Origin of the sequence: Aeromonas sp. R2-2 (genome assembly GCF_040908355.1) — a bacterium.
Taxonomy (GTDB): Bacteria; Pseudomonadota; Gammaproteobacteria; order Enterobacterales; family Aeromonadaceae; genus Aeromonas; species Aeromonas veronii.
Genome location: NZ_JBFODQ010000092.1, coordinates 1 through 24,669, shown reverse-complemented (window position 1 = coordinate 24,669; position 24,669 = coordinate 1). Strand labels below are relative to the sequence as shown.

Genomic DNA, 24,669 nt, shown 5'->3' with positions numbered 1-24,669 from the left:
GCCATTACTTGAGCAGGATACGCTGGCAGCCGCTGTAGATCTCGGCCCGCCCGGGGCGGCAAAAACCCACCAGCGTCAGGCCGGTCTGCTCGGCCCGCTCGACCGCAAGCTCGGTAGCAGCCGAGATGGCGAGCAAGATCTCCACCCCGGCGCTGGCGCACTTTTGCACCATCTCGAAGCTGGCGCGGCTGGTCACCAGAATGGCACCGTCACGGCGGCCAGTGCGGCACAGATGGCCTACCAGCTTGTCCAGCGCAATATGGCGTCCCACATCCTCACGGATGGCGAGAATGTTGCCCTCACCATCCAGATGCACTGCCGCATGGGTGGCGCCGGTGCGCTGGCCCAGCAGCTGGAGCGGGCGCAGCGCGCTCAGCACCTTGTCGATATGGCCCACCGCCAGACGCTGACTATCGGGCAAGCTTGGCTGGGCGCGGATCACCTGCTCCAGACTCTCGCTGCCGCAGATGCCGCAACCGGTACGGCCCGCCAGGGTGCGCCGCTTCTCTTTAAGGCGATGGACGCAGCGGTTGGACAGGGTGATATGTAGCTCAATCCCCTGACAGCCGTCAATCTGCTCGATGTCGTGGATATCGAGCAGGCTGTCGATAATCCCCTCGGATAGCGAGAAACCGATGGCGAAATCCTCCAGATCGGAGGCCGAGCACATCATCACGCTGTGAGCGATGCCGTTGTAGACCAGCGCCACCGGCGTCTCGGAGGGGAGCGCCATCTCGCTATCGCAGGTCAGTGCATCGGCGCGGTAGTGCACCACCTCACGATGGATGGCGCAGCGGGCCAGTTCGTTCTGCGCCTCCAACTCAAGTAGCTCTCTCATGGTGCGACCCCATCGATGATCTCGGGATCTCTGGCCGAAATGCCGAGCCGCTTCATTTTGGAGAGCAAGGTGGTGCGCTTCATGCCGAGACGGTTGGCCGCCCCCCGCTCGCCAGCGACGATGCCGTTGCAGTCGCGCAGGGCGGCGATGATCGCCTCGCGCTCATCCTCCGGCCCCTCGGCAAAGAGCGGCGTGGCGGGCTCGTCATACACCAGGGTCTCAATCTTGTGGTAGCCCTTGAGCGGCATCAGCTCATCAGGCGAGAGGTTGAGCACATGGCCGCGGGTCATCACCACGGCGCGCTCGATGACGTTCTCCAGCTCGCGGATATTGCCGTACCAGGGCAGCGACACCAGCATCTTCATGGCATCGGCGGGGATCGAGGTGATGGTGCGACGCATCCGCTTGGCGATCTTCTTGATAAAGAAATTGACCAAGAGCGGAATATCCTCGCGGCGCTCGCGCAGGGGGGGCAGCTCGATGGGAAAGACGTTGAGGCGGTAGTAGAGATCGCTTCTGAAACGCTTGTTCTTGACCATAGAGAGCAGATCGCAGTTGGTGGCGGCCACCAGCCGCACATCCACTGCTATGGGGTTGCTGTTGCCCACCCGCTCCAGCTCGTGCTCCTGCAATACCCGCAAGAGTTTGGGCTGCAAGTCCAGCGGCATATCCCCCACTTCGTCGAGGAACAGGGTGCCCTTGTGGGCTCGCTCGAAGCGGCCGATGCGCTGGGTCAGGGCACCGGTAAAGGCCCCCTTCTCGTGGCCAAAGAGATCGCTCTCGATAAGGCCGGTGGGGATGGCGGCGCAGTTCACCTTCACCATCTCGTGGTCGTGGCGGGCACTCAGGGCGTGAATGGCCTGGGCGATCAGCTCCTTGCCGGTACCGGTCTCACCGAGGATCAGCACGGTACTGTCGCTCTCGGCCACCAGCCGCACCTTCTCCAGCACGCTCTCCATCACCGCGCTCTGGTAGATGATGTGGGGGAACTCCCCCTGCATCTGCGGTTCGTTGATGCGAATGGTCTTCTCTTTGGCGCCGTTGGTGTTGGAGATCTCCTGCTGCGCCTGCACGTTGTTCATGGCAATGGCCGTGCGCGCCGCCACCTGCTCCAGCAAGGAGATATCGATATCGGCAAAGAAGTCGGCGTTGGGGTGCGAGAGGATCAACACCCCCAGCAGGTTGCCCCGATAACGCAGCGGCAAAATGCAGGAGCTGTCGGCCTCGGGGGGCAGGATCTGGGAGGTAAAGCGGCAGCGATTGCTGCAACCGTGGCCATGTTCGCGATAGACAAAAAACGGCTCGCTATGGCCAAGCGCCCCCTGCAGGCACTTCTTTTCAAAACAGGAGTGATCGATGATGCCCGGCTGCTCGCTCTGGTGCTGATTGACCAGATAGCTCTTGAAGCTGTCAGAGGTGGCGTTGTACTCCGCCAGACACAAGCTGCTGATGCCGAAGTGGTGGTGCAGGATGGTAAACAGGCTCTTGGGCAGCTCGGCGATGCGCACCAGTTTGATTACCGCGTTGGTCACATCCACCAGAATTTTGCAGCTGTCGCGCTCAAGGCGCAGGGAGTTGGCCTGCTCCAGGGTGCGCTCCTTGTCGAGCACGTTCTCCAGCGCAATGGCGATAATGGCCGCCAGCTGGGTCAGCTTGGCGAGTGTCTCCATGGTGAAACTGTCGAGCTGGGTGTTGATAAACTCGACCCCGCCAAGGTGGCTGCGGGCGGTGGTGATGGGGAGCTGGCAGTAGGAGCGCAGCCCCCCGTAGACCCCTTCGCGATCCAGCGCCGGGCAGCGATTCTCAAAGCGGGCGGCAGCGAGAATGATGGCCTGTTCCGGGGTCTCTTTGGCAGGACGGGGGGAGAGGTGCAGCTCTGCCTTGGGGCAGACCAGATGCTTTGGGCCGGAATGTCCCATGAAGTAGAAGATGGCCTCCTCGTCCGCACCCATGTTGAGGATCAGGTTGACCCGGGTCACGCCGCCGAAGCTGGCATCTATCTTGTTGAGTTTGTGGATAAAATCATCGAGCGTCACGGCCGACAGGAGGGATTTGGAGAGCAGGAGGAAACCGTCGTCCCAGATGGGAGAGATCTCGTCCAGGGGGATGGCACTCACATTTAGCATTGCGGCCTCACGTTATATCGATTTAGTCACCAGTCAGGCTGTCCATGCCATCGCATCACGACAAGCACTCGTCACCAAAATAAATAGCCGCAGCCCGTAAAAGCGGCTGCCAATAAGAAAAGCGGTGACGAAAATTGTCGCATGTTGCAATTCCAGAGTTGTTATTAACGAACGACAACAAAAAGTAACATCGTTATCGGGGGATATATTGGAATGGCGACTCATCATAGATGAGCTCAAATTTCATTACAATCCGATTTAATATATCTGATGGCCATATTTAACCGGTTATTTCATCAGTTCTTGATCTCAATTAAGGCGCCCGAACAGTGGGCCGCCGTCAACTGTCAGATCTGCCTCTCCTCTTCACTGGCTGCTTCACTGGCTGCGGGTTTCAAGATGGAGTTTGCTGCCCATCCATCGGCAATTTACGAGGTGATGATCCGGCTGTGGCAGCACTTCAGGCCACCGAAGATAAAGAGGGCCGACAGGCTCTGGAAGGCCATCAGCAGCCAGCTGGCGTTGTCGGCAAGCTCGGCGGCGACGCTCTGATGCGTGAGGTAGATCAGCATAGTGATCACCCCCAGCAGCAGCCCGTTGATCAAGGTGGTGGAGATAAACCCGATCAGCCAGGCACTGGAAATACTCAAGGCAGAAAATACGCTGCTCATGGCGAGCCTTGCTGCCATAAAACAGCCGAAAAAACCGAAGCCGAGCAGAAATATCATCTCTTCGCGCCAAATATAGCAACCTATTCCCAGCAATATCGCCGCCAGATAGGTGCCAATATAGAAAAGTCCGAATAAGCGACCCATTTCATGTTGCATCATTTACTCCCCTTTCTTTGGGTAATAAAAGGGTGCCCGACTCGATAAATCCGAGTCGGGTTCCCTTATTTGTGCAGAACCTCTTTTTTAAGGCGATCAGCCTTTGGCTGCGCTGCGCAATTTCGCCTTGAGCGCGCTGTATTCAGTCTGGACGTACACTTCCGCCTCAGGCTGATTGTCGATGCGCTCTATCTTCACCGCGCAGTACTTGTACTCCGGCGTGTGGGAGACGGGATCGACGTGCTCGATGGTGAGCTCGTTACAGGCCCCGATCCACCACTGGTAAGTCATGTAGACCACCCCGGCGTTGACCCGGTCGTTGTAGTTGGCCCGGGTGATCACCTTGCCACGGCGCGACGAGATCCAGACCAGCGCCTGATCCTTCACCCCAAGCTTTTTGGCATCGCTCGGGTGGATCTGCACATAGCCCGGCTCATCGGCCAGGGTTTGCAGCGCCGAGCAGTTGCCGGTCATGGAGCGGCAGGAGTAGTGACCCACCTCGCGCACGGTGGAGAGCACCAGCGGGTACTCGGCACAGGGCTGCTCCAGCGGCGGCCGCCACTCGGAGGCGATCAGCTGACCCTTGCCGCTCGGGGTGGTGAACACATTCCCCTCGAACAGAGTGCTGGTGCCCGGGTGATCCTCGGTCGGACAGGGCCACTGCACACTCTTGAGATCGGCCATCTTGTCGTAGCTGACCCCGGCATAGAGCGGGCAGAGCGCACGCATCTCGTCCCAGATCTCTTCGGTGTTGTGGTACTCCATGGGATAACCCATGGCGGTCGCCATCAACGAGAAGATGGCCCAGTCCGGCTTCACGTTCTCAGGGGGCGTCACCGCCTTGTAGAAGCGCTGGAAGCCGCGATCTGCCGAGCTGTAGACCCCTTCGTGCTCGCCCCAGCTGGTGGCGGGCAGAATGACATCCGCCATCTCGGCGGTCTGGGTCATGAAGATATCCTGCACGATCACCAGCTCCATCCCCGCCAGAGTGCGGCGGAACTGACCCAAGTCAGCTTCGGTCTGGGCCGGATCTTCACCGAAGATGTAGAAGGCCTTGCACTTGCCCTCCTCCACCTTGTGGCCAAGCTCGGTCAGGCGATAGCCGGGCTTTTGGGAGAGGGACGCCACGCCCCACGCCTTGGCGAACTTGGCGCTGATGGCGGGATCGGCCACTGACTGATAACCCGGGAACTGGTGCGGCAGCATCCCCATGTCACAGGTGCCCTGCACGTTGTTCTGACCACGCACCGGCCCGCAACCGGTGCCGCGGCGACCAAAGTTGCCGGTCAGCAGCGCCAGACCCGCCAGCCCCTTGACCACATCCACCGCCTGACCGTACTGGGTCACCCCCATGCCCCACAGGATCATGGACGCAGGCGACTCGGCATAGGTGCGAATGGCGGCGCGGATATCGGCGGCTTTGAGGCCGGTGATCCCCTCGACATATTCCGGGGTGTACTTGGCCACGGTCGCCTTGAAGGTCTCGAACCCTTCGGTGTAGTTGGCGACAAAGGCCTTGTTGTAGAGCCCTTCATTGATCAACACGTTGGCGAAGGCGTTAACCAGCGCCATGTTGGAACCGTTTTTGAGCGGCAGCCACTGATCGGCGATGCGGGCGGTCTCCACCATGCGGGGATCACACACAATCACCTTGGCCCCGTTTGCCTTCGCCTTGAGGATATGGCGGGCGACGATGGGGTGAGAGTCAGCAGCGTTGTAACCAAACACCAGCAGGCACTTGGTCTCTTGAATTTCGGGAATGGCGTTGCTCATGGCGCCGTTGCCTACAGTTGTCTCCAGACCGGAGACTGAGGGTGCGTGTCACACCCTCGCGCAGTGGTCGACGTTGTTCGTCCCAATCACCGCACGGGCAAATTTCTGCATCACATAGTTGGCTTCATTGCCCGGGCCACGGGCAGAGCCGGTGGTCATGATGGCGTCCGGGCCATATTTCGCCTTGATGGCAGAGAGACGGCTGCTGGCGAACGCGATCGCCTCATCCCAGGAGACCGCCTCGAACTTGCCACCGCGCTCGCGGCGGATCATCGGGCTCTTGAGACGGGGGGTCAGCAGGTTGGTGTCGTTCAAGAAATCCCAACCGTAATAGCCCTTGAGGCAGAGCTGCCCCTCGTTGGTCCGGCCGTTGGCGCCTTCGGCCCCCACCACCTTGTCGTTTTCAACCAGCAGGTTGATTTTGCAACCGGTGCCGCAATAGGGGCACACGGTAATGACTTTTTTCATGACTCACACTCTTGTTTGTTAACGAAAAACGGCTCGGCAAGCCCGCTCACACCCGCGCCGGCATCGCCAGCAGTGCCTCGGCACTGGCCAACTGTTTCTGCCGGTTCAGGTTTTCAAGATGCTCCGGCGTGACCAGCCGCAGCGCCTGGGTCGGACACACCTCGACACAAGCCGGGCCCGCCTCGCGGTGACGGCAGAGATCGCACTTGAGCGCCTGCGCCTTGGTCTGCGGACGCTTGAAGAGCGCATCGGCAGTCGGGGGCACCTCTTTGAGCACCACCGCCATGGCGCCGTAAGGACAGGCCACTACGCAGGACTTGCAGCCGATGCAGCGCTCCTGCAACACCTTGACGCAACCATCCTCGCTGACGATGGCATTGTTCGGGCAGGCCATGGCGCACGGCTTGTCTTCACACTGGCGGCAGAGCACCGGCGTGGTCACCTTGCTGCCCACGATCACCTTCAGACGCGGCTGAAAGTAGCTGTCCCTGGAGACCAGATGTCCATCCTCGATGGCAAGATGCAGGCCGCCCTCCCGCTCAAGGGTCCCGCTGCAAGACCCTGACTGGTGTGAAACGGCGCAGGCCACCTCACAGGTACGACACCCAATACAGAGACTGGGATCTGCAATCACGAAGCTGTTCATAGAGAGGGATCCTAAATGGTTCGTTACACCGGGCCGCCCGCCGACAGGCAAAGAGGCGGCCAGCCCCCCACAAAGCATTTATCAGACCAAAACAGGCGAATGGCGCGATAAAAATTTACAAGCAACTGAAAATAAAGGAGTAATCAGAAAGAGAAGCGCGCTGATTGCTACCTCTGACGAGGGTGGCGACGGGGTGGGAAGTGTGATCGACACGACAAAAGTGACGAGCTCGACACCGGCTGACCAGCCCCTGCCCCAGCCGTTTAACGGAGCCGTTCAGAGGAGTTTGCAGCAAGGTTCGGCCATCCCAAACCGGACAAGTGGAGGAACGACATCCGGGGAGAAAAACCATACCAAGGATCCAAAATGGACTGTGCAGCACGCCAAAGCCGCTTGAGGCGATGACAAGTTGTTTGGTTTTGCTATCGAATTGGCAGGCCATCATCAAGTTAAACCGAACAAAAATGAGCCGCTTATTGACTGATTTGTTGAGCCAGAGCCGATTTTAGGCCCCTGCCCCTTCAGTTTTCTATCCCTCCGGTTAATATGTGCCACTTGGCAACCAGCTCTATTAAGCAATAAAAATTGTAGGCTTGGCTATCTAACTATTTAGAGTTTTATTAAGCCTAGTTTTATCTTCACCACACTTGCGAGGATACGAAGTTGGGTAAAAAGAAACATACAAAAGTAAAGTATGACTTAGTTAAAACTCTAAGATATCAGGCGTTCCCTCCCGAGTACGAAGATTTAACTAGACGGCTCTATAGTAAAGCATGTCAAGGTTCGAGTCATCTATGGGGAAAAATACCAAATATAGATACACTAAGAAATGATGAGGAACTTAGAAAACAATTCTACAGTTCTGCCAATCAGGGGATGATGTCAGCTCAAGATGATATTATCGACATTGTTCTAAGCGGAGAAAAAATCGACGCGCCCAAAGAGCTAATAATCAGGGGCATAGCGGATGCAATAGCGTGGCAATTATTGGGGAGTCAACTTGCTTATGCGAGGAGGTTTTTCAAGGCCATACCTCAGCCAGATCTATACAACAGTAATTTTAAGTCAGTTGTATTTGCGGCTAAAGAATCATTAAAAGAAAAACCAGATACCGTATCATTAATATCTGACTTAACCTCATTTATCCAAATTGGAGATTTACTCGAGTGCGATCCAAACAAAGGGTTAAAAATAGTAGAAGTTAAAGAGGGGAAAATGAACGCCAAAATTGGTGATTTTATGGACTTCTATATGCATTCTCAATGTGATCAAGCCCTACACTATTTTGCCCAACAAGAGGGCGAGCAAGCGATTAAACAACTTCATCGCATGTTTCGCCAGATGAATAGAATGTTACATGTTACCTCCATCCTCAACACAGGACATGGTGTTGATCCAGATACAAATGAACAAATAAAAATTCCGGAGCCCTTTTTTCCTATGGAAAATTGGGATGACCAACTAACTCATACCCTAAAAAAAGCACATGACAAAGGATGGGCTATAGATGTCATTGATAATTGCTTATTTTTAGGTGTATATGCATCAGAACATATGCGTATTGGTGGGCATATCATATTTAATCACTGGTTTGATAACGCAGGAGGAACACCTGAATGCCCAAGAAAACGATTGATTGACTGTATGTATAACCCTTTAGCACTTCCAATATTTAGTCGAGATATTCCCGATGAGTACAAATTTGACGTACTGTTTGGAAGGAAACATGTTTGTATGGGTATATGCATTGAAAAATTACTAGAAGAATGTAATAAAAGTGGTTACTCCGTACGATTTGCAACAAATAAAGAGCAAGGCTTATTGGATAAGACTGGGAAAAGACCATATAAACACAAAGGAAAGTCAGTATTTATTGGCGATGGTGTAAAGGAAGTAGTTTTAATGGATGGCATTTTTCTACGTATCATGTTTCATGGACAAACACCTATGTCTGTAATTAAAACCATGATGGAAAACTTTGAACCTCCGAAATAGAACCATTGGGTGTAATAAACTCGAAGCATTGCACCTCTTGCTTCTTTCAATATTTGGTGCAATTCACTTCGCTCATTGTACCCTACGATTATATTTTAATGGAGTCAGATTTGATGAATATAAAAATCCATAATGAACATAAAGATGACATCTTCAATGTACTTGTTGATAACCTAAGACAATTTAACTTTGATAAAATGGGTGAGGAACGCTCCCAACCCTTAATTGTTGCCATGCATGATGATAATGACGAAGTTGTCGGTGGCATTGCCGGACGTACTATTTATCATCAACTGTTGATCGAAGTACTTTGGGTACACAATGACAAGAGAGGACAGGGTCTCGGCATTCAATTAATGGAGATTGCTGAACGTGAGGCAAAAAAACGGGGATGCATTGCTGCTCAAGTCGACACTCTCTCATTTCAGGCACCCAAATTTTATGAAAAAATGGGATTTAAAACAGTCGGTAAAGTGAGCGGCGTTAAAAATAGTCCTGACCGCTATTTTTTATTGAAGCACTATCATGGAGAGTAGTAATTACCGTAGGGTGCAATAAGCGCAGCGCATTGCACCTCTTGCTTCTTTCAATATTTGGTGCAATTCACTTCGTTCATTGCACCCTACATTTTCCCCGCGCAAATAAAGACTCCATTGCTCCCCCCCCTCCCCTTTGCCATCCTTCCAGCATTTAATTAGCGATTACTTTATCGTCTATTTATTATCCGTTTTGGAAAAAGATTTTAGCCAAACCACTTCGCTAGATAAAACAATCAGTTGCCCGCTTCCCCTCCATATATTTCAATCGCCGGATAATTAATTCTCTTACTCAAATTGAACTTTTGATTATTTATAACTGAGCATAGTCCCGCAGAGTGTGTGTCATTATAAGCTTAATGACAGATGAACAGACTGTGTTCCATGACAAGCAGATCACTATTCCGTTAGCGCCCTTTCCCATCGCAATCCATTAATTCTCTCCCGATTAAATATCACGACTCTGTTGGTAGGTCGGGCAGCTGTGCGTTGGCAAACGTGTAAACATCAAACTGACAAGATGAACTCATGAACTGTGATAAACAACAAGCCACTCCCGGCGTCATGCTGGCGGCGATTGGCGTAGTCTATGGCGATATCGGCACCAGCCCGCTCTATACCTTGCGCGAGTGCCTGTCAGGTCAATTCGGGTTCGGCGTCGAGCCGACCTCCATTCTCGGCTTTCTCTCGCTGATCTTCTGGCTGCTGATCCTGGTGGTGTCGGTCAAGTACCTCTCCTTTGTGATGCGGGCCGACAACGCTGGCGAGGGTGGCATTCTCACCCTGATGTCGCTGGCGACCCGCAACGCCTCCACCCGCTGGACGCCACTGCTGATCATCCTCGGCCTGATTGGCGGCAGCTTCTTCTATGGCGAGGTGGTGATCACCCCGGCGATGTCGGTGATGTCGGCCATCGAGGGCCTGAGCATTCTCACCCCCGCCCTCGACCCCTATATCGTCACCCTCTCGGTGCTGGTGCTGACCCTGCTGTTTGCCATCCAGAAACATGGCACCGCCATGGTGGGCAAGCTGTTTGCCCCCATCATGCTGATCTGGTTTATGACGCTGGCGGTGCTGGGGCTGCGCGGCATCATCCATAACCCCGAGGTGCTGGGTGCGCTCAATCCCATCTGGGCGGTGCGCTTCTTTATCCAGTACCAGACCACCTCCTTCTTTGCCCTCGGCGCCGTGGTGCTGGCGATCACAGGGGTGGAGGCGCTCTACTCGGATATGGGCCACTTCGGCAAAAATCCAATTCGCCTCGCCTGGTTTATCGTGGTGCTGCCCTCCCTGGTGCTTAACTACTTCGGTCAGGGGGCGCTGCTGCTGAGCAATCCCGCCGCCATTGCCAACCCCTTCTTCCTGCTCGCCCCGAAATGGGCGCTGGTGCCGCTGCTGCTGCTGGCGACCATGGCGACGGTGATCGCCTCGCAGGCGGTGATCTCCGGGGTCTTTTCGCTGACCCGGCAGGCGGTGCGCCTCGGTTATCTCTCCCCCATTCGCATCGTTCATACCTCCGAACAGGAGTCCGGCCAGATCTATATTCCGGTCATCAACTGGATGCTCTATATCTCGGTGGTGATCGTCATCATGAGCTTCGAGCACTCCAGCAATCTGGCGGCGGCCTACGGCATCGCGGTGACCGGCACCATGGTGCTCACCTCCATCCTCTCCTGCTCGGTGGCCAAGAACAGCTGGCACTGGAACAAGTATCTGGTGGCCATTCTGTTTGCCGCGCTGCTCTGTATCGACGTGCCGCTGTTTGCCGCCAACCTCGCCAAGATCTTCTCCGGCGGCTGGCTGCCGCTCACCCTGGGCGCGGTGATGTTCACTGTGATGACCAGCTGGAAGAGCGAGCGTTTCCAGCTTATTCGCCGCCTGAACGAGCACGGCAACTCCCTTGAGCCGATGATCGCCTCGCTGGAGAAATCCCCGCCGACCCGGGTGGCCGGCACTGCGGTCTATATGTCACGGGTGGTCAATGTGATCCCCCATGCGCTGCTGCATAACCTCAAGCACAACAAGGTGCTGCACGAGCGGATCATCCTGCTCACCCTGCGGGTGGAAGAGGTGCCCTACGTCCACAATGTGCGCCGGGTCTGCATCGAGCAGCTCTCCCCCACCTTCTGGCGGGTAGTGGCAAGCTACGGCTGGCGCGAGACCCCGAACGTGGAGGAGATCTTCCACCGCTGCAACGCCGAGGGGCTAAGCTGCCGGATGATGGAGACCTCGTTCTTTATGGCCCACGAGTCGCTCATCATGAAAGACCGCCCCTGGTATCTCTATCTGCGCGGCAAGCTCTTTATGCTGCTGCAGCGCAACGCCCTGCGGGCGCCGGATCAGTTCGAGATCCCGCCCAACCGGGTCATCGAACTGGGATCCCAGGTGGATATCTGATGGCGGGTTGATGGCCTCTGGATGGCCTCTTAATGACATAGAAAACGTCAGCAATAGAGAGGGAGGCATTGGCCTCCCTCTGTTGTTTGCATTACCCCCGATTACTTCCCCCCTCATCCCCAACCCTTCTCCCGCAAGGGGAGAAGGGAGCAAACCACGGCGACCATATGCTGCAAACGGTGCAATTCACTTCGTTCTTTGCACCCTACTCATGCTGCGTTTTCCAAGGTGACGAACCCTCTTGGCGGCTTCGTCACAAGTGACGAACGTCACAGTTCGACAGCCACATCAGCTCGTTCATCCAACCACACGAAGATTTTTATTTATTTAAAAACAGCCACTTAAAACCAATTTCGCTGCAAAAATCAATCTGGCCCGTATCTTGCCAACCTGCCCCTACTTTCTCCGTTCGCGACACGACAAGGTAGGCTATGAACCGCTTCGTTATCGCTGACCCCAAGCTTTGTATCGGCTGTGGCACCTGTATGGCGGCCTGCAGCGAGGTACACAAGGCGCAAGGTTTGCAGCAAGCCCCCCGTTTAACCGTTATGCGACACGAGCAGGCGACCATGCCGGTTCAGTGCCGTCACTGTGACGATGCCCCCTGCATCAAGGTGTGCCCGGTCGAGGCCATTCGCCAGACCGGCGATTGCGTGCAACTCAACGAGTCGCTCTGCATCGGCTGCAATCTCTGCGCCGTGGCCTGCCCCTTTGGCGCTATCCAGAGCGGTGGCAGCCGTCCGGTGGCCGTGGCCACCAGTTACGACACCTATATCCCCTGCTCCATCCGCTCCAGCAACCCCTCCACCTCCGCCGGCCTGCGCTGCTTTGGCGAGGATCTGCTGAGCTGGGAGCCAGGGGTGCGCAGCATCGCGGTCAAGTGCGACCTATGCGAGTTTCGCACCGATGGCCCGGCCTGTGTCGGAGCCTGCCCCTCCCAGGCACTGAAGCTGGTCAATGACGGCGACACCGAACGCGCCGCGCGTATCCGTCGTCAACAAGCGGCCGACACCAACCCGCAAGGGGCCTCTGCCTTCTCGGCGCCTGCCACGGCGCTCCCTGCATCCGATTTATCTACCACAGAGGGAGTTCGCTGATGTTGTCCCCCCTTGTAATGGCTACGCTCCTGCTCTTTTTGCTGGGCGCTGCCGCCGGTTTGCTCCTGCAAAAGCTGCCCGCACTGGCCAACCGCCTCAATAGCGGTTTTGCCCTGCTGGGCTCGCTCGCGGGTCTGGTCGCCGCCATCCAGATCTTTGCCCAGGGCGCCCCCGTCGACGGCCAACTCTGGCTGCTGGGCTCGGTGCACCTCGATATGCTCTCCGCGCTGATGCTGCTGGTGATTAGCACCGTCGGCGTTGCCGTCGCCCTCTACTCCTTTGCCTATATCCGCGAATATCAGGGCAAGGGGGATGTGGCCATCGGCGCGCTGATGAACCTCTTCCTCTTTGCCATGGTGGGCATGGTACTGGCCGACAACGCGCTCGGTTTCTTGCTCTGCTACGAGCTGGTGACCCTCACCACCTACTGGCTGGTCAAGACCAACCCCGAGGCCGCCAAACAGAGCCACCTCTACTTGGTGATGAACCATATCGGCATGGCGCTGGTGCTGATCGCCTTCTGGCTGCTCTGCCGCGAATCTGGCTCGCTGGAGTTCGCCGCGCTGCGCGAGCACCATCTGGCGGGCGGTTTGGCCTCTCTGGTGTTCCTGCTCAGCTTCTGCGGCTTTGGCCTGCGCGCCGGTTTCGTGCCGCTACACGGCTGGCTGCCGGTGGCCGAGCCCGTTGCGCCGTCCCATATCTCGGCGCTGATGTCCGGCGTGATGGTGAAGCTGGGTCTCTTTGGCATCTTGCGGGTCAGCATCGATTTTCTCGGCGCCAGCCAGCTCTGGTGGGGCTATGTAGTGCTGATCTTCGGCGCCTGCTCGGCAGTACTCGGGGTGCTGTTTGCGCTGGCCGAGCACGATCTCAAGCGGCTGCTCGCCTACCACACGGTGGAGAACATCGGCATCATCCTGATGGGGATGGGCATCGGCATGATCGGCATCGCCAACCAGCAACCGGCACTGGTGGTGCTGGGGCTGCTCGGCGCCCTCTATCACCTGCTCAACCACGCCATCTTCAAGAGCCTGCTCTTTATGGGCACCGGTTCGGTGATGTTCCGCCTGCACACCCGGGATATGGACAAGATGGGTGGTCTTGCCAAGCTGATGCCCTGGACTGCGCTGGCGTTCCTCATCGGTGCCATGGCCATCTCGGCGCTGCCGCCGCTCAACGGCTTTGTCAGCGAGTGGTTTATCTACCAATCCCTGCTCTCCATGACCAAACTCGGCACCTCTGTCGTCGCACCGCTCGCGGTAGTGATGCTGGCGGTAACCGGCGCCATGGCGGTGATGTGTTTCGTCAAGGTGTATGGCATCTGCTTCTGCGGTGCCCCGCGCAGTGAACACGCGAGCCACGCCCGCGAAGTGCCGGGGGCCATGGTGGCAGGCACCCTGCTGCTGGCTGCGGTCTGTCTGGTGCTGGGTCTGGGCGCCCCCTGGATTGCCCCCCATATTGCCAGCTATGGCCAAGCCTTGGTAAGCGGCCAAATGAACGTGGCCACCGGCGCCACCCTGCTGCCACTCGATAGCAGCCAGGCGATCCTCTCCCCGCCCGTTATCGCCATCACCTTGCTGGGGCTGTTCCTGATCCCGCTGCTGGTACTGACCATCTTCAAGGGGCCCAAGCTGGGTCGTCGTCACGCTGGCACCCCGTGGGCTTGTGGTTACGCCTACGAGGAGCGCATGAGCCTCACCTCTGGCGGTGTCACCCACACCTTGCGCCAACTCTGCGCGCCGCTCTATCGCAAGCAGCCGCAGCTCGATCTGGCCAGCGCCCTGCACGGGGTGAGCGATACCAGCGGGACGACCGGCTGGCTGCTGCACGGCATTGTGCTGGCGCTCTTTATCCTGATGGCTGTAGGAGTCTGATATGCCTGTTCTTGAAATGCCGAGCTGGGGCATGGTTGCCCTCGCCCTGACCCAGGCCATCGCCATGCTGGCGCTGGCGCCGCTCGCCACCGGTTTCAACCGGGTGCTGCGAGCCAAGATGCACTCCCGTCAGGGGCCGGGCCTGCTGCAGGATTACCGGGATATCGCCAAACTCCTGCGCCGTCAGGAGGTGACCCCCGAGCCTGCCGGCATCATCTTCAACCTGATGCCTGCGCTGCTGATCGCCGCCTTGCTGCTGGTGGGGATGGCGCTGCCGACCCTGACTCACGAGTCCCCCTTCCCCATCGCCGGGGATCTCATCACCGATATCTATCTGTTCGCCATCTTCCGCTTCTTCTTTTCGCTGGCGGGGCTCGACAGCGGCAGCATGTTTGCAGGTATTGGTGCCCGCCGCGAACTGACCCTCGGCATTCTGGTGGAGCCCATTCTGGTGCTCGCCTGCTTCATCATGGCGATGATGGTGGGCAGCTCGGATCTGGGCAACATCAGCAACTATGTGGCGACCCAGCCACTGGCCGCGCCGGTTGCCACCCTGCTGGCGGGCGCAGCCTGCGCCTTCGCGGTGTTTGTCGAGATGGGCAAGCTGCCCTTTGACTGCGCCGAAGCCGAGCAGGAGCTGCAGGAGGGGCCGCTCACCGAGTATTCCGGTGCGGGGCTGGCCCTGCTCAAGCTCTCCATCGGCCTCAAGCAACTGGTGGTGGTGCAGCTCTTTCTGGTGATTTTCCTCCCCTTCGGCAAGGCGGCCAACTGGAGTCTGCCTGCGCTCATCGGCGCGGCGCTGATCCTCGCCTGCAAGCTGCTGGTGGCCTTTTTGCTGGCCGGCATCATCGAAAACGCCATGGCCCGCACCCAGTTCGTGCGCACCCACAAGCTCACCCGCTACGGGTTGGGGCTGGCCCTGCTGGCGCTGCTCGCCTATCTGGTCGGGATCTGAACCATGCCCGCCAGCACAGCAACTTTTTCCGATTTCACCTTTACCGAATGCTCATTCCCGAACATTAAAGTGAGAACTGCATGACCATCGCCATTTCGGATCGCATCGGCTGCGACTACATCCAGCAGGTGCGAGCACAACTGCCCCACGCCATCGTCGACGAGGAGTGGCAAACCGCCGATCAGGCCACCATTACCGTCAAGCCCACCAGTCTGGTCGAGACCGCCAGCCTGATCTTCCACCAGCTGGGGGGCTGGCTTCCGCTCTCCTTTGCCAATGACGAGCGCAGCCTCAACGGCCACTTCGCCGTCTACCACGTCTTCTCCATGGAGGGCGACACCAAGTGCTGGATCACCGTCAAGGTGCTGGTGGATGCCGATACCCAGGAGTACCCCTCCATCACCCCGACCATTCCGGCGGCGGTGTGGGGCGAGCGGGAGATCCGCGACATGTACGGCCTGCGCGCCATCGGTCTGCCGGATGAACGCCGTCTGGTGCTGCCGGACGACTGGCCGGAGGATATCCACCCGCTGCGCAAGGACGCCATGGATTATCGCCAGCGCCCGATGCCCACCACCGACACCGAGACCTACCCCTTCGTCAACGAACTGGGCAGTGATGCCAACCGCATCGTGCCGGTCGGCCCGCTGCACATCACCTCGGACGAGCCGGGCCACTTTCGTCTGTTCGTCGATGGCGAAGACATCATCGATGCCGACTACCGCCTCTTCTATGTCCATCGCGGCATGGAGAAGCTGGCGGAAACCCGGATGGGCTACAACGAAGTGGCCTTCCTGACCGACCGGGTCTGCGGCATCTGCGGCTTTACCCACAGCGTCGCCTACACCACCTCGGTGGAGAACGCCATGGGTATTCCGGTACCCGAGCGGGCCAAGATGATCCGCGCCGTGCTGCTGGAGGTGGAGCGCCTGCACAGCCATATCCTCAACATCGGCCTGTCGAGCCACTTCACCGGTTTTGACACCGGCTTTATGCAGTTCTTCCGGGTGCGGGAAAAATCCATGACCCTGGCCGAGCTGCTCACCGGCGCGCGCAAGACCTACGGTCTCAACCTGATTGGCGGGGTGCGCCGCGACATCTTCAAGGAAGATCGCATCAAGGGTGCCCAGCTGGTACGGGAGCTCCGTGATGAGCTCAAACCCCTGGTGGCCATGCTGCTGGATACCGCCAACATCTCCTCCCGCCTCATCGGTATCGGCAAGCTCGACCCGCAAATTGCCCGCGATTTCAGCTGCGTCGGCCCCATGGTGCGGGCGAGCGGCTTCAAGCGTGACGTGCGCCGGGTCCACGACTTTGCCGGCTACCGCGAGTTGCCGATGGAGATCCAGACCAAGGCGGGTTGCGATGTGCAATCCCGGGTGCTGGTACGCATCCACGAGCTCTACGACTCCCTCGACATGATTGAGTTCGGCCTTGAGCACCTGCCGGAAGGGCCACTGCTCACCGAAGGCTTCACCTACCAGCCGGGCAAGTTTGCGCTGGGCTTTACCGAGGCGCCCCGCGGCGAGAACGTCCACTGGAGCATGACCGGGGACAACCAGAAGCTGTTCCGCTGGCGCTGCCGCGCCGCCACCTACGCCAACTGGCCTGCTCTGCGCTACATGCTGCGCGGCAATACCGTGGCGGATGCACCGCTCATCATCGGCAGTCTGGATCCCTGTTACTCCTGTACCGACCGGGTCACCCTGGTCGACCCCAGGAAGGGCAAATCCACCGTGGTCTCCTACAAGGAGATCGAGCGCTACGGTATCGATCGCAAAAACTCTCCGCTGAAATAAGGGGTCATCATGATCAAGCTGTTCAAGACCATCCTCAAGGCTGGCACCCCGACCGCCAAGTACCCCTTCGCCCCTATTGATGTGAACCGGGATTTTCGCGGCAAACCCAAATATCAGGCGGATCAGTGCATCGCCTGCGCAGCCTGCACCAAGGCCTGCCCGGCCAACGCGCTGGTGATGGAAGTGGACATGGAGACCGGCGAACGGCGCTGGGAGATCTCCATGGCGCGCTGCATCTTCTGCGGCCGCTGCGAGGAGGTCTGCCCGACTCGCGCCATCGCGCTCTCCCCCGAGTTCGAACTGGCGGTGACCAACAAGGCGGATCTCTATGAGGAGGCCCGCTTCGCGCTGGCCCCCTGCACCCTGTGCGGCACCTACTTTGCCCCGAGCAAACTGGTAGCACTGGTGGAGGACACCCTCAAGCAAGCTGGCACGCCGCTGGCCACCCCGGAGCGACTGCACCACTGCCCCGACTGCAAACGAAAACAGAGCATGCTGAGCCAGCCTGACTCGGCCCTGATCACACCGATAGCCACACCGATGGCCGCACAAAAGGAGTGGATGTGATGAGCAAGATCAAAGGCATAGAACCGGTTGTCGGCCATGCCCATACCCGCGCCGTGCCGCTGGCACAGGATCCCGAGATCACCAAACTCAAGAAGACCCTGCTCAAGGACATTCGCCGCTCGGCCTATGTCTACCGGGTCGATTGCGGCGGCTGCAACGCCTGCGAGATCGAGATCTTCGCCACCATCACCCCGCTGTTCGATGCCGAGCGTTTCGGCATCAAGGTGGTCGCCTCCCCCCGCCACGCCGACATCCTGCTCTTTACCGGCGCGGTGACCCGGGCAATGCGGGTACCGGCCCTGCGCGCCTACGAGGCGGCGCCCGATCCCAAGATCTGCATCGCCTACGGCGCCTGCGGCTGTGACGGCGGCATCTTCCACGACCTCTACTGCGTCTGGGGCGGCACCGACAAGATCGTGCCGGTGGATGTCTATATCCCCGGCTGCCCTCCGACACCGGCGGCTACCATCTACGGCTTTGCGGTGGCGCTCGGTCTGCTTGAGCAGAAACTCAAAGCCACCAGTCACGAGGTGCAACCGGGTGAGCGGGTCGAGCTGCGCCACACCGGCATCCCCAACGAAATTCGGGTGATGATCGAGCGCGAAGCGCGCCGCATGGCCGGTTATCGGCAGGGGCGGATCATCGCCGACGAGTTCATGGCCCTGCTCGAAGGGGCAACCCAGCAGGATGTGGATCTGCGCATCCAGAGCTACCTCGATCAGCACGATGATCCCCGCCTCTCGGAGATCGTCAACAACCTCGCAAACGCCTGCCTCAACCGGGCGGCCGGCAAGGGAGAGGCGGTGCATGGCTGACGAGGTTTTCTTCTATCGCCTCTCGCGCAAGTTCGTCGACGAGCAGTTCGACGTGCCGGAAGAGGCCAGGGAGGTGATGTACTACAGCCTCGCCATCGGCCATCACCTCGGCATCGTCGATTGCCTGCGAGCAGACCTGGTCTGCTCGCTGATCGGTTATCGCGACTGGGTAGCCAAGCTGCCAGAGGGGAGCGAGGCGCGCCGCAAGATGGAGGGGTTTCTCACCTTTGGCGAGATCACCATCTATCGCGAGCACTGCCATATGCTGGCCTGCGCCTTCGACCGGCTGCGCAAGGCCGACAATCTACTCGATGAGCAGGAGCTGGGCTGGACCAACACCTTTATGGATCAGCTCACCGCCCTCTTTAACGACCCCCATATGTACCTGATGGTAAGGAGCCGCTGATGGGCTGCAATCTCGTGTTGACCGTGGGCAATGCCATGATGGGGGACGACGGTGCCGGCCCCTATCTTGCCGACAAGCTGCAGGCCGCCCCCCTGCCCGGCTGGATCCATATCGACGGCGGCATCGCGCCGGAAAATGTGGTCTACAAGGTGCGGGAGCTGCAACCGGAGCGGGTAGTGCTGGTGGATGCCGCCGAGATCGGCGAGAAGGCGGGTACCCTGCAGGTGATCCCCCCCGAGACCATCGCCGAGATGTTTATCTTCTCGACCCACAATATGCCGCTCAATTTCCTGATCGACGAGCTCAAGACCTTTGTCCCCGAGGTGATCTTTGTCGGGGTACAACCGGCCATCGTGGCATTCTCCTTCCCGATGACCGAGATGGTGAGCGAGGCGATGGATTATCTTTATCAGCATCTTGATGCCGCCAGGGATACCGGTCTGTTAATAGATAAACTGGATCAGTGGAATATTGCCAACGCCAATCGGTGATTATTTAGCGAGTTGTTAACGACCGTTATTGACCAACGGTTACGGCAATGTGATCGAGGCCCGATGTTAAATTAAAAACATCGGGCTAATTGTGCTGAATTTGATATAAAACAAGGTTCTTTGATTTTTTCAAAAAATCGCTAACTCTCGATTTTTTATGACAAAAAAAGCGTTGCCAGTCACAGAAATTTGCCACAAAATGGCGACCGTTACGGAAGTTGATGGGGTCTGGTGGCCTCCTCGGTCTTCAAAACCGATGTGAGCCGAGAAGGCTTTGGCAGGTTCGATTCCTGCCTCTTCCGCCAAATTTATCTATTGAACAAATACTCTCCCGCTGAATTTTTCGGCCTGGATGTTATTTCCATTGTTTGTTCAATATGTTTGAAGCAATACCTTAAAAAAGGTGCTTGCCGCTTGCCAATATAATCCGAACTCAGGTTATCTCGCTGGCCAAAAATTAATTTATCAGCATCGATGCAGCATTAATTTATACCCGCTCATTGATGCACCCAGTTTGCACTCATCCGCAAATCGCCAGCAGTGCCATAACCCGTCAGCTCGGCCTCTCTATCGGCAAACCGGTGCTCCTCCCGAACCCACGCACTGCACTGGTAATCCCATGCCGAACTCGTCTCACGCGCCAGCCATCCCCCACCGCCAGCCCGCATCAGGTACGGCTGCCGACGATTCACTGCCAGATTCACAGCAACAGCCCGGCCAGCAACCAACGCGCCGCTTGCCGCAAGTAGAACAGCTGCTGCAGCAACCCTTTCTCGCCGGGTTTATCGAGACGCTGAGCCGCCCGTTGGTGACCCAAGCGGTGCGCGACACCCTGAGCGAGCTGCGCCAGTGCGAAGATTTTCGCCAGCATGGCGTTGCCCCCGAGCAGATCGAGGTGCTGATTGCAAAACGCTGCCAACAGCAGTTGCGCCAGCGTCAAACCCGGGTGATCAACGCCACCGGCACCCTGGTGCATACCAATCTGGGGCGCTCGCCATTAAGTCACGAGCTGTGGGACGAGGTGCGTGACCTCAACACCGGCTACAACAATCTGGAGCTGGATCTCGCCACCGGCAAGCGCGGCGGGCGCAAGGGGCTGATCGCTCCCCTGCTCCGTTGCCTCACCCAGGCCGAGGATTCGCTGGTGGTCAACAACAACGCCGCCTCGCTCTTTTTGCTGCTGCAGGAGGTGGCCAAGGGGCGCGAGGTGATCGTCTCGCGCGGCGAGCAGATCCAGATTGGCGGCGGCTTTCGCATCCCCGATATTCTGGCCCTCTCCGGCGCCAAACTGGTGGAGGTGGGTACCACCAATATCACTACCGCCAAAGATTACCTCGATGCCATCACCGATCAGACCGCGCTGGTACTGATGGTACACAGATCCAATTTCGCCATTCGCGGCTTTACCGAATCCCCCGATATCGGCGAAGTGGCCCGCGCCCTGCCCGAGCACGTGGTGCTGGCGGTGGATCAGGGTTCGGGATTGACCACCGAAGAGTTTGCGCCGGACGAAACCTCGGTTCGCCAGTACATCAAGGCGGGAGCGGATCTGGTCTGCTACTCAGGCGACAAGCTCTTGGGCGGCCCGCAATCGGGCATCATCAGTGGCAGCAGTGACCTTATCAAGCGGCTGGAAAAACACCCCATGATGCGTACCTTCCGCCCGAGCCGCATCGTCTACTCCCTGCTCGAACGGCTGCTCATCCACAAGCTCAACAAATCTCCCGTCGGCGAGGGTATCGCCCATCGCACCCTGAGCAATCCGGCCGCCATGCAGGCGAGAGCCGACCAGCTGATGGCCGCCCTGCCCGGCTGCTTTGTGCCCGTTCCCGCCCAGCTGGTGGTGGGCGGCGGCACCCTGCCGGACGAGTTCTACCCGGCGCCCGCGCTCGAATGCACCGACCCGCGCCCGGCCCAGCAGCTGCTCGATGATCTGCGCGAACTGCCGATGCCGGTCATCGCCACCGTGCGCCAGCAGAAGGTGCTGCTCAATATGGCCACCCTGCTGCCGACCGAGATGGAACTGCTGATCGCCCAACTCAGGGAGTTGCTGCTCCCCGCCCCGTTCAATACAACAAATGCGACCGAGGAGCCCTGATCCCATGACCCCCTATCGCGCCGTTATCGGCCTTGCCGGCCACGTAGATCACGGCAAGACCTTGCTGATCAAAGCCCTCACCGGCATCACCACGGCCCGCGCCCATGAGCAGGCCATCGGCATGACTCAGGATCTCGGCTTTGCCCACTTCGACGACGGTCAGGGCAACACCATAGGCGTCATCGACGTGCCCGGTCACGAGCGCTATATCCGCAATATGGTGGCGGGGCTCTGGAGTCTGGATCTGGTGCTGCTGGTGATTGCAGCCGACGAGGGGTGGATGCCGATGACCGGCGATCACCTGTGCCTGCTCAAAGCGATGGGGGTGCCGCGCCTGCTGGTCTGCATCAACAAGTGCGATCTGGTCTCCCCTGACGAGCTGGAGCTCCTTGAAGAGAGCCTGCTGGAGCGGGTGATGGACGAGAGCGGCATGGTGCCCGATATCGTCAGCGTCAGCGCCAAAACCGGCGCCAATATGGCTGCCCTGCACGCCGCCATCGTCTGCCAGCTGGGAGATATGGCTGAGCATCATGCTCCCCGCGAACAGGCCGCCCCGCGCCTGTATGTAGACAGAGTCTTTACCGCCAACGGCACCGGTACCGTGCTTACCGGCACCTTGCAGCAGGGCCGCCTCAAGGTGGGGGACAAGCTGCGCCTCTACCCTGCCGATCGGGAGGTGCAGGTGCGCTCCCTGCAGGCCTATCACCAGAGCGTCGACGAGATTGGTGCCGTCTGCCGGGTAGCGGTGGGCCTTAAAAAAGTGCCCCACAAGGAGGTGGCCCGCGGTCACTGTCTTACCAGCACTGTCGGCCAGTGCGAGGCGGCAACCCACCTTATCGTGCGGCTCAACGCCGAGAGCCTGAGCGACAAGGCGCTACGCCCCTCTCTGCACAACAAGGAGGTCGAAGTGGCCCTTGGCAGCTGGCATGGCCGGGCGCGCTTTGTGCCAATAAAAAACACCCGGCTGGCGCGGCTGATCTTTGCCAACCCCATCCCCTGCTTCTTCGGCCAGCCGCTTGCCATCATTCGCCACGGCAGCAGCGAACTGCTGCACGGCGCCCGCATCGTCTGGTGCGGCGACATCCATCCCGCCAGACGCAAGGCGCTGCACACCCTGCTGGGCGAGCTGCCAGATGAGCTCGAACACTACAACCCGGCCACCCTGCAGCTGGGGCTCAATGGCTATGTGCTGGCCAGCCGCTTTGACCAGCGGCCAGAGCAGGTCACCCCCCTCGGTGAGTGGCTGCTGGATAGCTGCTGGCTGGCCCAGAGCCGCGATCAGCTGCTGGCCACGCTGGCCAGCGAACCGCTGAGTGCCGCCGAGCTGGCGACCCGCTTTGGTATCGCCCTGCCGGTCACTCAGGCCCTGCTCCAGCAGCTCAAGAGCGAGCAGCTCATTCGCCTGCACCATGACAAGTGGCAGCAAGGCAGCGGCGAGTCGGAAGATGATCTGGGGGAAGAGGCGCAGCTGGTGCTCAAAGTGGTGCGAGATCAAGGCAAGGAGGGTTACGAGCCCGGTAAACTGGGCCCCGGCGGCGTGGAGCTGGATCCCTTTATCACCCGCAAGCTGCCCGCCGTCCTGCAGCAGGGCTTGCAACAAAAAGGCGCCCTGCAAAAGCAGCTGCGCAATCTGGCGCGACTCAAGTATCTGGTGCAGCTCGATGGCCCCATCTACTACGACGCCGAGCTTTACAACCAGATGGTCGCCGAAGTGCTGGCGGGCCAGCAGGTGGGAGATCTGATCGACATGGCATCCCTCAAGGAGATCACCGGTTTGTCGCGCAAATACGCCATTCCGTTCTGCCTGCGCATGGAGATGGATGGCTGGGTGCGGCGCGAGGAGAACGAACGCCGGGTGCTGCGTCTCCCAGCCACTCAAGATGAGATGGAGCCGGCATGAGCACCACCATCGCCCCCTCTGTGTCTGCCAATCTTGTGGCCAACCGGCTGCGCCGCGAATTTCATATCGACGGCATCGTTCAGGGAGTGGGCTTTCGCCCCTTCGTCTATGGGCTGGCGCTGCGCCACGGTCTTGCCGGTTATGTCTTGAACGATGCCAACGGCGTCACCATTGGCGCCGAAGGCTCCGCCGAGCAGCTGGCCAGCTTTGCCCGCGAACTGCGAGAACTGGCGCCGCCGCTTAGCCGCATCGATCACTTCAGCGAACGGGAACTGCCCCTTGCTCATGATCCCGACTTCGATGGCCAATTTCATGGCCAGTTTCGAATTAAAGCCAGCCAGCAGCAGAGCGCCGCCACGGTCGCCATCTCGCCGGATCAGGGGATGTGCGAGGCGTGCGCCCGGGACGTGGTCAATCCCAACGATCGCCACCATCGCTACCCCTTTACCAACTGCACCCACTGCGGCCCGCGCTACACCATTATTCGCCGCCTCCCCTACGACCGCCCCCATACCGCCATGGCAGGCTTTGCCATGTGCCCGCGCTGCGCTGCTGCCTATGAAAACCCGCTGGACAGACGCTACCACGCCCAGCCGGTGAGCTGCCCCGAGTGTGGGCCCCATCTCAGTTGGCGAAATGGCCGTGGCGATGCCTTGGCCGAGCGCGAGGATGCCCTGCAGGCCGCGGCAAGAGCCCTGCAAGCGGGGGCGATGATTGCGGTCAAGGGGATGGGGGGTTATCACCTGATATGCGATGCCCACAATGAACAGAGTGTGGCTAGATTGCGAACACTAAAGCGGCGCGCGCGCAAGCCGCTGGCGGTGATGATGGGCTCCCTTGCCGAGGCCAAATTGCATGTCACCGGCTGCGAGGCAGAGTGGACGCTGCTCGCCTCTCAGGCCAGACCCATCACCTTGCTGCGCAAGCGAAAAAACGATGATCGACCGTCAGAATCCCAACTGACAACCGCGCCGCTGGCCGAGGGGATCGCCCCCGGCATCCCCTACCTTGGCGCCATGCTCCCCTATACCCCGCTCCATCAGCTGCTGCTGGACGCCTGCGCC

19 protein-coding genes and 1 tRNA gene are annotated in these 24,669 nt (G+C 58.8%); 15 read left to right on the top strand and 5 right to left on the bottom strand.

Annotated elements, in window-relative coordinates:
* Positions 1 to 4: 4 nt before the first annotated feature.
* The 5 genes from fdhD to AB5Z09_RS20165 form a co-directional block, all read right to left on the bottom strand.
* Entirely contained in the window at positions 5 to 838 is an 834-nt protein-coding gene (gene fdhD, locus AB5Z09_RS20185) for a formate dehydrogenase accessory sulfurtransferase FdhD (RefSeq protein WP_368196072.1), read from the bottom strand.
* Positions 835 to 2,964, bottom strand: coding sequence for a sigma 54-interacting transcriptional regulator (locus AB5Z09_RS20180; protein ID WP_368196071.1), 2,130 nt, complete (start codon positions 2,962 to 2,964; stop codon positions 835 to 837). The genes fdhD and AB5Z09_RS20180 overlap by 4 nt, the downstream gene beginning before the upstream one ends.
* A 428-nt stretch (positions 2,965 to 3,392) precedes the next feature.
* The gene (locus AB5Z09_RS20175; RefSeq protein WP_323969791.1) at positions 3,393 to 3,635 is read right to left on the bottom strand and encodes a hypothetical protein; all 243 of its coding nucleotides are present in this window, start codon (positions 3,633 to 3,635) and stop codon (positions 3,393 to 3,395) included.
* Between the two features lie 252 nt (positions 3,636 to 3,887).
* Positions 3,888 to 6,032: a formate dehydrogenase subunit alpha gene (gene fdhF, locus AB5Z09_RS20170; RefSeq protein ID WP_136501728.1), complete on the bottom strand. Its 2,145-nt coding sequence runs from the start codon at positions 6,030 to 6,032 to the stop codon at positions 3,888 to 3,890.
* 46 nt (positions 6,033 to 6,078) lie between these two features.
* On the bottom strand, positions 6,079 to 6,678 hold the full coding sequence (locus AB5Z09_RS20165; RefSeq protein WP_368196070.1) for a 4Fe-4S dicluster domain-containing protein: 600 nt from the start codon (positions 6,676 to 6,678) through the stop codon (positions 6,079 to 6,081).
* Positions 6,679 to 7,341: 663 nt separating this feature from the next.
* On the opposite strand from AB5Z09_RS20165, the gene AB5Z09_RS20160 reads away from it, so the two are divergent.
* The 15 genes from AB5Z09_RS20160 to AB5Z09_RS20090 all read left to right on the top strand — a co-directional run.
* On the top strand, positions 7,342 to 8,673 hold the full coding sequence (locus tag AB5Z09_RS20160) for a hypothetical protein (protein ID WP_368196069.1): 1,332 nt from the start codon (positions 7,342 to 7,344) through the stop codon (positions 8,671 to 8,673).
* A 113-nt stretch (positions 8,674 to 8,786) separates the two neighbouring features.
* Positions 8,787 to 9,209, top strand: a complete 423-nt coding sequence (locus AB5Z09_RS20155; protein WP_368196068.1) for a GNAT family N-acetyltransferase — start codon at positions 8,787 to 8,789, stop codon at positions 9,207 to 9,209.
* Positions 9,210 to 9,737: 528 nt separating this feature from the next.
* Positions 9,738 to 11,606, top strand: coding sequence for a low affinity potassium transporter Kup (kup, locus tag AB5Z09_RS20150; protein ID WP_368196067.1), 1,869 nt, complete (start codon positions 9,738 to 9,740; stop codon positions 11,604 to 11,606).
* A gap of 431 nt (positions 11,607 to 12,037) precedes the next feature.
* A complete protein-coding gene (locus AB5Z09_RS20145) occupies positions 12,038 to 12,703 on the top strand; it encodes a 4Fe-4S dicluster domain-containing protein (protein WP_108588287.1) in 666 nt (221 codons plus the stop codon).
* Positions 12,703 to 14,574, top strand: coding sequence for a hydrogenase 4 subunit B (gene hyfB, locus AB5Z09_RS20140; protein WP_368196066.1), 1,872 nt, complete (start codon positions 12,703 to 12,705; stop codon positions 14,572 to 14,574). The genes AB5Z09_RS20145 and hyfB overlap by 1 nt, the downstream gene beginning before the upstream one ends.
* Position 14,575: 1 nt before the next feature.
* Positions 14,576 to 15,529 (top strand): respiratory chain complex I subunit 1 family protein, encoded by a 954-nt coding sequence (locus AB5Z09_RS20135; RefSeq protein ID WP_100645946.1) that lies wholly within the window; start codon positions 14,576 to 14,578, stop codon positions 15,527 to 15,529.
* Positions 15,530 to 15,609: 80 nt separating this feature from the next.
* A complete protein-coding gene (locus AB5Z09_RS20130; protein ID WP_043850918.1) occupies positions 15,610 to 17,328 on the top strand; it encodes an NADH-quinone oxidoreductase subunit C in 1,719 nt (572 codons plus the stop codon).
* Between the two features lie 9 nt (positions 17,329 to 17,337).
* The gene (locus AB5Z09_RS20125) at positions 17,338 to 17,895 is read left to right on the top strand and encodes a formate hydrogenlyase complex iron-sulfur subunit (RefSeq protein WP_005351513.1); all 558 of its coding nucleotides are present in this window, start codon (positions 17,338 to 17,340) and stop codon (positions 17,893 to 17,895) included.
* The gene (locus tag AB5Z09_RS20120) at positions 17,895 to 18,710 is read left to right on the top strand and encodes an NADH-quinone oxidoreductase subunit B family protein (protein ID WP_005333324.1); all 816 of its coding nucleotides are present in this window, start codon (positions 17,895 to 17,897) and stop codon (positions 18,708 to 18,710) included. Before AB5Z09_RS20125 ends, AB5Z09_RS20120 begins: the two co-directional genes overlap by 1 nt.
* Positions 18,703 to 19,116, top strand: a complete 414-nt coding sequence (locus AB5Z09_RS20115; RefSeq protein ID WP_071910396.1) for a formate hydrogenlyase maturation HycH family protein — start codon at positions 18,703 to 18,705, stop codon at positions 19,114 to 19,116. Before AB5Z09_RS20120 ends, AB5Z09_RS20115 begins: the two co-directional genes overlap by 8 nt.
* Positions 19,116 to 19,607 (top strand): hydrogenase maturation peptidase HycI, encoded by a 492-nt coding sequence (hycI, locus tag AB5Z09_RS20110; protein ID WP_064336151.1) that lies wholly within the window; start codon positions 19,116 to 19,118, stop codon positions 19,605 to 19,607. The genes AB5Z09_RS20115 and hycI overlap by 1 nt, the downstream gene beginning before the upstream one ends.
* Positions 19,608 to 19,820: 213 nt before the next feature.
* Positions 19,821 to 19,912, top strand: a tRNA-Sec gene (locus AB5Z09_RS20105).
* 314 nt (positions 19,913 to 20,226) lie between these two features.
* Positions 20,227 to 21,705, top strand: coding sequence for an L-seryl-tRNA(Sec) selenium transferase (gene selA, locus AB5Z09_RS20100; protein WP_368196065.1), 1,479 nt, complete (start codon positions 20,227 to 20,229; stop codon positions 21,703 to 21,705).
* A gap of 4 nt (positions 21,706 to 21,709) precedes the next feature.
* Complete coding sequence (selB, locus tag AB5Z09_RS20095) at positions 21,710 to 23,605, top strand: selenocysteine-specific translation elongation factor (protein WP_368196064.1); 1,896 nt, start codon at positions 21,710 to 21,712, stop codon at positions 23,603 to 23,605.
* Positions 23,602 to 24,669, top strand: a 1,068-nt coding sequence (locus AB5Z09_RS20090; protein ID WP_368196063.1) for a Sua5/YciO/YrdC/YwlC family protein, incomplete at its 3' end; no start/stop codon positions are given. The genes selB and AB5Z09_RS20090, both read left to right, overlap by 4 nt.